This is a genomic window from Saccharothrix coeruleofusca, assembly GCF_017876325.1.
Lineage (GTDB): Bacteria > Actinomycetota > Actinomycetes > Mycobacteriales > Pseudonocardiaceae > Actinosynnema > Actinosynnema coeruleofuscum.
Genome location: NZ_JAGINV010000001.1, coordinates 1918429 through 1931068, shown reverse-complemented (window position 1 = coordinate 1931068; position 12640 = coordinate 1918429). Strand labels below are relative to the sequence as shown.

The 12640-nt window shown below is 72.7% G+C and carries 11 protein-coding genes; 10 read left to right on the top strand and 1 reads right to left on the bottom strand.

Features of this window, described 5'->3' with window-relative positions:
• Positions 1–284 precede the first annotated feature (284 nt).
• From JOF41_RS09045 to JOF41_RS09020, 6 genes are all read left to right on the top strand, one after another.
• Positions 285–1058, top strand: coding sequence for an IclR family transcriptional regulator (locus JOF41_RS09045; protein ID WP_209617739.1), 774 nt, complete (start codon positions 285–287; stop codon positions 1056–1058).
• A gap of 404 nt (positions 1059–1462) precedes the next feature.
• Entirely contained in the window at positions 1463–2179 is a 717-nt protein-coding gene (locus tag JOF41_RS09040) for a hypothetical protein (RefSeq protein ID WP_209617736.1), read from the top strand.
• A gap of 509 nt (positions 2180–2688) precedes the next feature.
• Entirely contained in the window at positions 2689–5688 is a 3000-nt protein-coding gene (locus JOF41_RS09035; RefSeq protein WP_244989549.1) for a S8 family serine peptidase, read from the top strand.
• Between the two features lie 181 nt (positions 5689–5869).
• A complete protein-coding gene (locus tag JOF41_RS09030; protein WP_209617730.1) occupies positions 5870–6484 on the top strand; it encodes a DoxX family membrane protein in 615 nt (204 codons plus the stop codon).
• 77 nt (positions 6485–6561) lie between these two features.
• Positions 6562–6858 (top strand): HPF/RaiA family ribosome-associated protein, encoded by a 297-nt coding sequence (locus JOF41_RS09025; protein ID WP_209617727.1) that lies wholly within the window; start codon positions 6562–6564, stop codon positions 6856–6858.
• Between the two features lie 374 nt (positions 6859–7232).
• Positions 7233–7949 carry a putative universal stress family protein gene (locus JOF41_RS09020; protein ID WP_209617724.1) on the top strand — a complete coding sequence of 239 codons (717 nt, stop codon included), beginning with the start codon at positions 7233–7235 and terminating at the stop codon, positions 7947–7949.
• A gap of 27 nt (positions 7950–7976) precedes the next feature.
• Here the strand turns inward: JOF41_RS09020 and JOF41_RS09015 are convergent, their stop codons facing one another.
• Complete coding sequence (locus tag JOF41_RS09015; protein ID WP_209617721.1) at positions 7977–9038, bottom strand: aldo/keto reductase; 1062 nt, start codon at positions 9036–9038, stop codon at positions 7977–7979.
• 120 nt (positions 9039–9158) lie between these two features.
• On the opposite strand from JOF41_RS09015, the gene JOF41_RS09010 reads away from it, so the two are divergent.
• The 4 genes from JOF41_RS09010 to JOF41_RS08995 are packed head-to-tail and all read left to right on the top strand — an operon-like array spanning position 9159 to position 12631.
• Positions 9159–9989, top strand: coding sequence for a helix-turn-helix transcriptional regulator (locus tag JOF41_RS09010; protein WP_209617716.1), 831 nt, complete (start codon positions 9159–9161; stop codon positions 9987–9989).
• Between the two features lie 49 nt (positions 9990–10038).
• Complete coding sequence (locus tag JOF41_RS09005) at positions 10039–10773, top strand: ABC transporter ATP-binding protein (RefSeq protein ID WP_307867332.1); 735 nt, start codon at positions 10039–10041, stop codon at positions 10771–10773.
• Entirely contained in the window at positions 10770–12026 is a 1257-nt protein-coding gene (locus JOF41_RS09000; protein ID WP_209617710.1) for a DUF7224 domain-containing protein, read from the top strand. The genes JOF41_RS09005 and JOF41_RS09000 overlap by 4 nt, the downstream gene beginning before the upstream one ends.
• The gene (locus JOF41_RS08995) at positions 12023–12631 is read left to right on the top strand and encodes a hypothetical protein (protein ID WP_209617707.1); all 609 of its coding nucleotides are present in this window, start codon (positions 12023–12025) and stop codon (positions 12629–12631) included. The genes JOF41_RS09000 and JOF41_RS08995 overlap by 4 nt, the downstream gene beginning before the upstream one ends.
• The last annotated feature ends 9 nt before the right edge of the window (positions 12632–12640 follow it).

The window sequence follows — 12640 nt, the reverse complement described above, 5'->3', positions numbered from 1 at the left end:
ACACAAGTTGGCGTGATGCCAGCCGCTTTTGGGCCGAACGACCTCTTGCGGCGTGCCCTGTGACGCAGTAGTTGGAGCAGGCGCCCCACAACCCCGCAGGACAGCGGTGCTCACCGCCGACGGTCGATCCGGCCGGGGGACGACCAGGCATGGCGCGGGTCGTGAGCCAGTCCGAGCAGAACCGGCCCCCGGATTTCCGCCGCGCGGAAATCCTCCCTCTCCAAATGGACCACTCGTGGCTACCATCGCCCCTCGTAGCGGGCCGAAAGGGGCGAGAGGGGCGCATGTCGGCGAGGTCGTCCGAACAGGGGCGAGGCGTCCTGGCCAAGGCCCTCGACGTGCTGGCCGCGTTCGAAGGCTCGCGGGACGGCCTGCCACTGGTCGAACTGGCCCGCCGCTCGGGCCTGCCGCTGACCACCGTGCACCGCCTGACCTCGGAGCTGACCCAGCGACAGGTGCTGGAACGCCTACCCGACCGCCGCTACGTCGTGGGCCGCCGCCTGTGGCAACTCGGACTGCTGGCCCGCGTGCAGGGCGAGTTGAGGGATGTGGCCCTGCCGTTCCTCCAGGACCTGTACGAGGCGACACGGCAGAACGTGCACCTCGCCATCCGAGTCCACGACCAGGCCCTCTACCTCGAACGGCTGCACGGCCGCCTGTCCGTGCCGCTGGTCAGCCGCGCGGGCGGACTGCTCCCCCTGCACGCCACGGGCGTCGGCAAGGTGCTGCTGGCCCACGCGCCGCAGGACGTCGTCGCACGGGTCGTCGAGAGCGCCGAGAAGGTGACGCCCTACACCGTGACCGAGAGGGGCCGCCTGCTGCGAGAACTGGCGGAGGTGCGACAGCGCGGCTACGCGCGCACGGTGCAGGAGATGACATTGGGCACGTGCTCGGTCGCGGTGCCCGTGCACGACCCGGACGGCGACGTGCTGGCGGCCATCGGTCTGGTCATGGCCACCCGGCACGAGCCGACGCGGCACCTCGCGCCGCTGCGGATGGCCGCGGCGGGGATCGCCCGCGACCTGGCGCGCCACCACAGCGGCGAAGTGTCGACCTAGGTTCCACTCCGCGCGCCGCTCGCCATACCGCAATCGAAATGCGAACAGCAATGGTTCATTTCCGCCCACCGGAAGCGCGCACCCTTTCAATTCATCCCGCCGCGCACACCGAAATATTTTCGGTCAATCAACCCGGAAGTTCCTCTAAATGGAGGGTCCGACCGGGGTGGGCATTTGACTAGGTTTGTCCTCGAACAAGGACCGGTGCACTCCACCAGTGAGGCCGGAGTTACTGTTCAGACCAGGGAGAACGGACACCCTGTCGCTGTTCGCGACGCCCGTTGTCACCACACCCGGCATTGATCCGGAGCGTTACCGCGCGGCGCGCTCTCCGCAGCACCGCCTTTCCACCGTCGGCATGCCAGCGGGTCGACACCAGGGATGGAAGGAGAACGAAGCACATCATGATCGAGCACATGGAACAATGCGGAAAAAGCTTCAGGAGGTCGTCACCGGTACGCCGCGGCCCGCTCCTGCGCGCGATCTGCGCGCTCGGCCTCGCGGCTGCCATGACCGTGGTGCCCGCAGTCGGCGCCTCGGCGGACAGCGAGGGCGGGCAGCTCGCTCGAACGGGCCGGAGCGACGTCCCTGCCGCGAACGAGATGGGCTTCGTCGGCTGCTCGATGGCGGAGAACGTCGTCCAGGGCTACGTCGCGGTCGGCGGCACGCGCCTGTGGGGCCCCTACGGCACCGGCGGCTTGGTCGTGCAGGCTTGGACCGATCCCAACTCCAACGCCTGGCAGAAGTTCGACCAGCAGGCGAACAGGTTCGGCAAGCCCACGGCTGTATGGGTGCAGATCTGCGTCTTCGCCCAAGCAGGCGCCACCTACGACGAGGTGAAGCGGATCATCGCCAACGCACGCCGGCACGCCGCCCCCGGCGCGGCGATCCACATCACCGGCCAACCCCTCTACGACGCGGGCCAGACGTGCTTCCTGGCCGGCGCCAACGGTCCGCAGCTGACCGACAACCTCGCCCGGCAAGCCGCTGCCGATTCGGCCCAGAACGTCACCTACGCGGGCGCGTTCCGGCTCAAGAGCAATGAGGTCGCCGACGGCTGCCACGCCAACACAGCGGGACAGCAGTCGCTCGGCAGGCAGGCCGTGGCCTTCTGGGGCTGATGGCCGCCCGGACACCCGGCGGCGCCTGGACAGGCACCGGTGTGCGGTCGAGGCGCCGCCCGCCCCGGTTCGACGCGGACGCGGAACGGACCGCTGGGGACCACTGCCACCGCCACGGGCCCCGAGCGGTAACCGCGAGGTTAGTCTGTTCGCCGGGGCGGCATCCCCCGGCGGCCGTCTTCCCTGCCCCGCGCGACTCACTAGGGTCCAAGGGGTTGGAGGGCTTCGCCACTTCCAGTCCGCCGCCGCCACGAGGTGCGGTGCCTTCCGGCCACATCGGACTGGAGGTGTCTGTGTCGCGCTCGAAACTCTTGCGCCGCAGCGGTTTTCTGACAGTGGTCTGCCTGCTGGCCGCCGGCGGCGCTCCGGGGATTTCCACTGCGTCCACAATGAACGGTGCCCCTTCGGGCGGCAATGGTGCCCTTTCGGGCAAGCAGGTCGCCGGATCGGCCTGGGTCACGCTGATCACGGGTGATCGGGTGCTGGTGAGCGGGGGGCGGGTCGCCTCGATGACCGCCGGCCCGGGACGGGAAGGCGTTGCCGTCCACAGGTTCGACAACGACGGCCACGAGCACGTCGTTCCCGACGACGCGCTCAGCCAGGTGCGCGCGGGCAGGCTGGACCTGCGGCTGTTCGACGTGACCGGGCTGGTCCAGGCCGGGTACGACGACGCGCGGCGCGACACCGTGCCGCTGATCATCACCGGCAGGTCCGCCGCCGTGGAGGTCACCCGCGACCTGGGCGCCGTGCGCGCCACCGCCGCGCGGGCGCGCAAGGCCGACGCCGCGGGCACCTTCCGCTCGCTGATGGCCGACCCCGGCGTGCGGAAGGTGTGGCTGGACGGGATGCGCGAACCCGCCCTGGACCGCAGCACCGCCCAGATCGGCGCGCCCGCCGCGTGGTCGGCCGGGTACACCGGCAAGGGCGTGAAGGTCGCCGTGCTCGACACCGGCGTGGACGCCGAGCACCCCGACCTGGCCGGGCACGTGGTGGCCGCGGCGAACTTCACCGAGGACTCGGACAACTCCGACGTCGTCGGCCACGGCACGCACGTCGCGTCCACCATCGCGGGCTCGGGCACCAAGTACCGCGGCGTGGCCCCCGAGGCGCAACTGCTCGACGGCAAGGTGTGCCTGCCCTTCGGCTGCTCGGAATCGGCGATCCTGGCGGGCATGCAGTGGGCCGCCGACCAGGGCGCGGACGTGGTCAACCTCAGCCTCGGCGGCACCGACACCCCGGAGGTCGACCCCCTGGAGGAAGCGGTCAACACCCTCTCGGCCACCACCGGCACGCTGTTCGTCATCGCGGCGGGCAACTCCGGCGGCCCCCGGACCGTCGGCTCGCCGGGCAGCGCCGACGCCGCGCTGACCGTGGGCGCGGTGGACCGCCAGGACGGCATCGCGCCCTTCTCCAGCCGAGGTCCCCGCGTCGGCGACGGCGCGGTCAAGCCGGACGTCACCGCGCCCGGCGTGGGCATCGTGGCCGCCAAGTCGGGCAAGGCGGACATCGGTCCGCCCATCGACGAGAACTACGTGGCGGCGTCGGGCACGTCGATGGCCACCCCGCACGTCGCGGGCGCGGCGGCGCTGCTGGCCCAGCAGCACCCCGACTGGACCGGCTCCCGGATCAAGGCCGCGCTCATGGCCTCCGCCGAGCCCAACCCCGCGCTGACCCCGTTCGACCAGGGCAGCGGCCGGGTCGACCTGGCCGCCGCCATCGCGCTGAACGCCATCGCCGAACCGGCGAGCCTGGCCTTCGGCACCCAGCGGTGGCCGCACCACGACGACACGCCGATCAGCAGGGAGTTGGTCTACCACAACGACGGTGCCGAGCCGCTGGCGCTGCGCGTGGCCGTCGAGGCCACCGGCCCGGACGGCAAGGCCGCTCCGGCGGGCCTGCTCACCGCGACGCCCGCCGAGGTCACCGTGCCCGCAGGCGGCCGGGCATCGATCACCGTCACCGCCGACACCCGCGTCGGCTCCCTCGACGGCGTCTACTCGGGTTCGGTGGTCGCCTCGGCCGGGACGACCGCTCTGCGCACCTCGGTGACCGTCAACCGGGAGGTGGAGAGCTACGACATCACCTTCGAGTACACAGACGCGAACGGCCAGCCCACGCAGCAGGCGTCCACCATGCTCTACGACCTGGTCACCGGTCGTGGCGAGCAGTACGCCTCCGGCGTGCGGCGACTGCCCAAGGGCGACTACGTCGCGACGGCGGCCGTCGTGACCGGCGAGAACCTCGCCGTGCTGTTCCACCCGGCGTTCTCCGTCACCGCCGACGCCGTGGTGACGACCGACGCCAGGAAGGCCGCGCCGATCCGGATCACCGCGCCCGACCCGGAAGCCGTGCCCATGCTCGCCGAGGTGGCCGGGCGGCGGACGTGGGGCGGACGGACCCTCGGCTACGGCTTCGGCGTCCTGGGAGGCGGTTTCGGGGGTCGGTACTCGGTCGGGCACCTGGGGCCGGAACTGCCCTCGGACCAGTTCACCACCAGGATCTCCGAGACCTACGACGGCCCCCCGGTCGAGGGCACCCCCGTGCGCTACGGGCTCACCTGGGGCTTCCCCGGCAAGGCGCCCACGGGCCTGGAACGCGCGCCCGCGAAGTCCGAGCTGGCCGAGGTCCGCTCGTCGGTCGGGCCCTTCCCGGAGGGCAAGAGGCTGCTGCTCGGCGGTGACTCGACCGTGAACGGCATCCACGGCTCCTACATGCTGTCCCAGGTCGGTCCGTCCGGGGAGAGCGTCGACTACGTGACGACCGAAGGCGTCCGGTGGTCCTGGCACACGTTGCAGTACGGCTCGAACTTCGAGGCGACGCTCGACGGCCCGGAACACGCTTACCGCGCGGGGCGGCAGTACCGGGAACGCCTGAACGACCCGGTGTTCGGCCCGGTGCCGACCTCCCGGAGCCTGTCGCGCTCCGGCGACCGGATCACCGTCAACCTGCCGCTGTTCGGCGACCGGCACGGCAATGTCGGCACCTCCGCCACCGCGTCCGCGCGCACGGCGCTGTTCCGCGGCGGCGAGGAGGTCGACCAGCTCCCCTACGCGGGTTCCGGCCAGTTCGAGGTGCCCGCGGGCAACGGGGACTTCCGCCTGGAGACCGAGGCGGTGCGCGCGGAGGGGGTGTCGGAGTTCAGCACCGAGGTGCGCGGGCGCTGGACGTTCCGCTCCGGCACCACCACCGGTGAGCAGCCGCTGCCGCTGACCGTGGTCCGGTTCGCGCCCGAGCTGGACGACGAAGGCGCGGCGCGGGCGGGCGCGCTGCTGCGCGTGCCGCTGGTGGTGGACCAGCAGCTGGACACCGGAGTCCGCCGCGTCCAGGTCGAGGCGTCGTTCGACGACGGCGCGACCTGGCGCCAGGTCCTGGTCCTCGGCAACACCGCGCTGGTGCACAACCCCGACAACCCGGGTGGTTTCGTCTCCTTGCGGGTCAAGGGGGCCGATGGCAGGAGCAACACCTTCGAGCAGACCGTGATCCGCGCCTACAAGCTCGGCAAGCGCTGATTCTCCCCGGTGAGGGGCGCCCGCCGTGGACGCCCCTCACCGGCGCAGCGGTGAACCGGCAAGGGTGGAAGGCGCCGGACGTCCCTGTCGATCAGGGACCTTCGCCCGCGTTCCCCAGCCGCCGCGACGGCGAAGCTCGAGGTCGGAAACAGCGGCAGAGGGAACAGAGGGAGACGAAGCCATGACTGCGATTGCCCACTCCAACGGCACGACCAAGGCGACGACCGGGGCGACGACCGGGGCGACGACCCGTGCGGCGGCCACCACGGCGACCCGCGCGGACGCCGGTGCCGTCGCGCTCGCGGTCCTGCGGATCGGCACCGGTTTCGTGTTCCTCTGGGCCTTCTTCGACAAGCTGTTCGGCCTGGGTTACGCCACCAAGCCGGAAGCGGCCTGGATCAACGGCGGCTCCCCCACCAAGGGCTTCCTCGGCCACGTCGCGGTCGGCCCCCTGGAGTCGACCTTCCACGCCTGGGCAGGCGCGGGCTGGGCCAACTGGCTGTTCATGCTCGGCCTGCTGGCCATCGGCCTGGCCACCACCGCGGGCATCGCCCTGCGCCTCGCGGCGATCTCGGGCACGGTGATGATGCTGCTGATGTGGGCCGCCGAATGGCCACTGGCCCGCTTCACCTCCGCAGGCCAACCCAGCGGGTCGACCAACCCCCTGATCGATTACCACGTCGTCTACGCCCTCGCGCTGATCGCCGTCGCCGCCGCGGGCGCGGGCGCCACCTGGGGCCTGGGGCGCCGGTGGGCCCGCCAGCCCGTCATCCGCGACCACGCCTGGCTGCGATGACCGAGACGCATCCAGGACAACCGATCGTCCACTGTGGAACACCACGTGGCAACCCGATGAGGAACAGGGCTCCAGCCATGGGCAGAGTGCACGAGATCGCGAACATCCGCACCGAGCTGGTCGACGGGTTCCCCGTGGAGGCGGGCGACTACGCGCGCACGAAGGTCGAGGCGGTCGCCAAGTACGCGCCCGCCGACGTCCACTACGCGCGGGTCCGGCTCGCCACCGACGGTCCCCGGCTGGTCACCGCCCACGCCTCGCTGGACGTGAACGGCAAGCCGGTGAACGCCGAGGCCGCCGCCGAGACCTACCAGGAGGCGGTGGACCTGCTGCACGACCGGTTGCAGCACCGCCTCGTGAGCATGGGGCGTTGAGGGGCGCGACTTCCAGCGCGGGACGGGCACCGGGCCATCGGCCCGGTGCCCGTCCCGTTCGAGCCGGAGCACCGTGCCCGATCCGGTCGGGATCTTCGGCCGTGTGCGGTCTCATCGGAACGTTGGGTCTGGAACGCGACCAGGTCACCGAACTCCTCGCAACGGCGGCGCCGGCTCCTTCCGTGCACAACACGCGATCGTGCCGCTGGCTGTACTGCGCGTCGGGCGCGGCTCGCCGGTCCGGCCCCACCCCGCCGCGTGGTTCACGACCTGCTGGAGCAGGTGACCACGCGGTGACGCGCGGGACCTTCGTCCCGGTCGGGACGGCGCTCACGGCCCTGTGCCCACCACGGGTCGGCGACGATGGTGGGGGTATGACCGAGCAGCAGGCCCTTCCCGCTCTCCCGCCCGTGGTCGTGGCAGGCGACCCCTCCCCCTGGGGCGAGGCCGCGCTGCGCTGGGCGGCCGATCTCGCCGACGCCACCGGCGTCCCGCTGGAGGTGCACCCGCCGACCGCCGACCCGGTGCACGACCTGCTGGTGGCCAGCACCCGCGCTCAGGTCCTGGTGACCGCCTACCGGGGTGGTGACGCCACGGCGTTCGGCCTCGGCAGGGTGGTGCCGCCCCTGGTGGAGCACGCCGCCTGCGACGTCGTGGTCGTGCGCGGCACCGCCTCGGCGCTGCGCCACCGCCACCACCGCGTCACCGCCCTGGTCACCGGCAACCCGTCGGACGAGCTGGTGCTCGCCCGCGCGGTCGAGCACGCCGACCGGCTGGGCGCGGCGCTGCGCGTCCTGCACGCCGCGCCACCGCTGCCGCTGAGGGCCGATGACCCCTGGTGGCCGGTGGAGCGCGCAGGCCGGGTGCTGCGCGCCACCCCGCACACGTCGGTGCTGGCCCGGATGCACCCCCACGAGGCGATCGCCCGCCACGCCGACACCGACCTGCTCGTCCTGGCCGAGCGCGGCCAACTGGTCCGCACCGCCCTGCTGCACGCCCGGTGCCCCGTGCTCGTGGCGCACCGCTGGCCCACCGAGCCCCGCCGGGAGCCGGTGCGCACTGTCGAGGCGGCGCGCACGCCAGTGCGGTGAGCGGCGAACTCCGGGGGGTGCGGGTGCTCAGCCGCGGGTTTCGATCTTCAGCTCGCCCCTGGTCACCCTGCGGATGTGGTCGCTGGCGAGCATGGCGTGCGGTGCCCCGAGGTCGATCGCGCTGGCCTCGTCGAGGCGGGCCAGCTGGGCGTCGGTGAAGTCGACCTCCAGAGCGCCCAGGTTGTCCTCCAGCTGCGCGGGGGTGCGCGCGCCGATGATCGGCGCGGTCACGCCGGGACGCCGCAGCACCCAGGCCAGGCCGACCTGGGCGGGGGTGCGGCCCAGCTCCGCGGCGACCTGCTTCACGACGTCGGTGATGGCGAGGTTCCGCTCGGTGAGCGCGCCAAGGGCGAGGTTGAAGCTCCTGCGGGTGCCGTCGGCTCCGGCGCCGGTCGCGGCCAGGTCGTCGCGGCTGTACTTGCCGCTGAGCACGCCACCCGCCAGCGGCGAGTACGGGACCACCCCCAGTCCCATCTCGCGCGCCATGGGGATCAGGTCGCGCTCCCCGGTGCGCTGGAGCAGGTTGTGCTCGATCTGCAGCGCCACCAGCGGCGACCAACCGCGCAGGTCGGCGATCGCCTGCATGCGCGAGACCTGCCACGCCGGGGTGTTGGAGATCCCCACGTACAGGACCTTGCCCTGCCGGACCAGGTCGTCCATGCCGCGCAGGATCTCCTCGACCGATGTCGTGAAATCCCACACGTGCAGGTAGAGCAGGTCGATGTAGTCCGTGCCCAGCCGCCGCAGACTGGCTTCCACCGACGTGAACAGGTTCTTGCGGTGCGCGCCCCCGGAGTTCGGATCACCGGGCCTGCGCAGCGGCGAGTACTTCGTCGCCAGCACGAGGCCGTCGCGGTCGTCCCCGACGAACTCGCCCAGCAGGCGTTCGGAGCTGCCGTTGGTGTAGGTGTCGGCGGTGTCGATGAAGTTGCCGCCGCGACCGACGTAGAGGTCGAACAGCTTGCGCGCCTCGTCCCGCTCCGCGCCCCACCCCCACTCGGTGCCGAAGGTCGCCGCGCCCAGCGCCAGCGGTGAGACCCGCAGCCCGGACCGGCCCAGCAGCCGGTACGTGTCGAGGGTGAGCGACATCGTGTCCTCCCGTGCTCGTGATCAGCTGTCGGGAGGGAGTCTGCGACCGCCGCAGGCCGGGGTTAAGGGAAAGCGCTTCCTGGGAATGCCGGTCCTATCCTGGCGCTAGGATCGAACGCGATGACCCGCACCGTGGACACGACACAGGAGCTGGCCGCGTTCCTGCGGGCCCGGCGTGAGCGCCTGGACCCGCAGGACTTCGACCTGCCCTCGCGGCGGCGGACCCGACGCACCCCGGGGCTGCGCCGCGAGGAGGTCGCCGAACTGGCCGGGGTCAGCACCGACTACATCGTGCGGCTGGAGCAGGCCCGTGGCCTGCGGCCATCGGCGGACGTGGTGGAAGCGCTCTCCCGTGCCCTGCGCCTGACCCCCGACGAACGCGCCTACCTGTTCAACCTGGCCCAGCAGCGCCCCCGCGCGGCAGGCGAGCACACCACGGCCGCCGCGCCGCAACTGGTCGCGCTGGTCACCGACCTGTCGCCGCTGCCCGCGATGGTGATGAACCACCGCTGCGACATCCTGGCCTGGAACGGCGAGATGGCCAGGCTGCTGCTGGACTTCGACGCGCTGCCGCCGTCGCAGCGCAACTCGATGTGGTTGTGCCTGATGCACCCCAAGATGCGCGAGTTCTACGTCGACCGCGAACGCGCGCTCCGGGAAGGGGTCGCCCACCTGCGCGCCGCGTGGGCCGCGCACCCGGAGGACCGGGCGTTGACCGACCTCATCGCCGAGTTCATCGCCCGTGACGAGGACTTCGCGCGGTTCTGGGCCGAGCGGGACATCAACGTCAACGGCCGCGGGCGCAAGGTGGTGCGCCATCCCGACGTGGGTGTGATCACGCTGCACTTCGAAGTGCTCGTGCCCGTTCAGGACCCGGACCAGCGGCTGCTGGTCTACCGCCCCGAGGACGACGAGAGCCGGTCGGCGCTGCGCCGGTTGACCGCGCGATGACGCCGGACCCGGCACCCGCGCGCTGAACCCGACGAGAAGGGTGCGATCGGTGACCGACACCGTGCGGGTGGTGGGCGTGTCGTACCGCTACGGCGGGGTGACCGCGCTGCGCGAGGTGGATGTGGAGTTCCCGACCGGGGTGACCGCGGTGCTCGGCCCCAACGGCGCGGGGAAGAGCACCCTGCTCGGCCTGCTGTCGACAGCGCTGAGGGCGCAGTCCGGTTCGGTGGACCTCGACGGCACCGACAGCGTCCGCGACAGGAGGCAGTACCGCCGCGGGCTCGGGTTCCTCCCGCAGAGCTTCACGCTGCCGGAGAACCTGACCGTGTCGGAGTTCCTGACGCTGACCGCCTGGCAGCGGCTCGTGCCCCGCGGCCGGCGGCGGGCCGCCGTGGAGGAGGCGCTGCGCGCGGTGGACCTGGCCGGGAAGAGGGACGTGAAGATCTCGCAGTTGTCGGGCGGGATGCACCGGCGCGTGGGCATCGCCCAGGCGATCGTGAACCGGCCGGGGGTGTTGCTGCTGGACGAGCCCACGGTGGGACTGGACCCCCGGCAGCGCCGCGGCCTGCGCGAGCTGGTCCGCGCCCTCGGGCGGGAGCGGACGGTCGTGGTGAGCACGCACCTGACCGAGGACGTGGCCGCGACCGCGGACCGGGTGGTGGTCCTCGACGAGGGCACCGTGCGCTTCCACGGCACGGTCGCGACGTTGACCGGCGGGCGGGGCGGGCGGGCATCGGACATCGACGCCGCCTACGAGGCGCTGGTGGCCGAGGAGGGCCGGTGAACCCGCTGCTGATCGCCCTCCGGCGCGGCAGTGCTCCCGTCGGGGTTCCGGTGATGACCGCGCTGGGGCTCTACGCGGGCACGCGCGGGGGTGGCTGGTCGCTGGACTGGGGGTGGACCTCGGGGCAGTTGCAGCAGCACGGGGTGCTGCTGGTGCCGCTGACCGCGGCGCTGGCCGCCTGGGACGCCTCCCGCGACCGGAGGACGACGTCGGCGGTGCTTACCCGGACCTACCCGCGTTCACCGCTGCCGTGGCTGCTGCTCAACTGCGTCGGGGCGCTGTTGGCCGGTCTGGCCGGGTGGACGGCCTTGTTCACGGTCATGGCCTTGGACGTGCAGGGCCGGGGCAGCCCGTACTGGTCGGTGGTGCTGCTGGGGCCGCTGTGCCTGCTGGCCGCGGTGCTCGTGGGCGCCGCCGCCGGGCGGCACCTGCCCCGCTACCTCGCGGCACCGATCGTCGCGGTGGTGGTGTGGGTCGGCCTGGCCTACGGGTCCGGCAGTGACAACCCGCTGCTGGCCCGCTTGAGCGCGGTGGACCGCCAGTGCTGCGAGGTCTCCGCGCAGCCCGTCCAGGCCACCGTCGCGGGCCAGTGGTTGTGGATCGCCGCGCTGGCGGTGGCCGCGATCGCGGTGCTCGCCCTGCCCGAGGTGGCCCACAGCGCGCCCCTGGCGGTGATCGCCGTCGTCCTCGGCGTGGTCGCCGTATCGATCCTGCGCGACACCGGCGGCAGGCTGACCGAAGCGCGCCAGCCCACCGCCGAGTCGTGCGGAACCCGTGACGGTGTCACCGTGTGCATGTGGCCCGAGCACGCAGCGGGCGTGAACGCCTGGCTCCGTGCGATCAGCCGCTACCGCGCCGTCTTCGCCGATCTGGGCGCGCAGCCGGACCTGTACCTGGAGCACGGACTGCGCCCCGGTGCCGAGGCCGAGCGCATCGGTCCGATGCGGCCCGACGTCGCGGAAGTCGACGTGGTGATGTCCCTGGCCCAGCGCTTGGTGCCCGCACCACCGGCCTGCGCGGTGCGCGGCGACGGCTCGGTCCACTACCCCGCCGCCCATGCCAACGCCCTGCTCACCGCCTGGCTCACGCACCGCATCCGGCCCGACCTCCCCACAGCGGCCCTGGTGCCCCCGGCACAAGCGCCGCAGTTCGCCCGGCTCCTCGACAGCGGCGTCGAGCAGCAGCGCGCGTGGTACGCCGCGCTCGTCCGAGCGCACGGCGACTGCACCACCCCCGCCCCGGCCGTGCCGTGACGATCGTACGGCTGTGGCTGCGCGCGCACCGGTGGCCCACGCTGGCCGCGACGTCGTGCCTGGTCGCGGTGGCCGGACTGGTCCTCGGCGGCAGGCACGTGCCGATCCCCTCGCTGAGCGGGGCGCGCGGGCTCAGCGTGCCGCTGTCCCAACTGCTGCCCCTGCTGCTGGCCTGCGCGGTCGCCCTGCGCACCAGAGCACCCACCACGGTGTTCCGCGTCGTCCCGCGCTCACCCGTGCCCCAGCGGGCCGCCCTGCTCGTCACCTGCCTGGTCACCGTGGCGGCGGCGTGCCCGCTGCTGCCCGACGGCCAGACCGCGCTGCGCAACCTCGCGGGCCTGACCGGGATGGCGCTGGCGACCGCCACCATCGCCGGGGCCACGCGCGGCTGGACCCTGCCACTGCTGCACCTGATGTGCTGCCTGCTGTTCGGCGCGCACCCGCGCCACACGCCGCAAGGGGGAATCGGCGCGCGGTGGTGGGCCTTCGCCATCGCGGACGCGGACGACCGCACCGCGATGGCGGTCGCCCTGCTCCTGTGCGCCGTCGGCTCGCTGCTGTTCGTGCTCCGCGGCCCCCGTGACGAAACCGCTCCGCACGACTGACCGTACGGG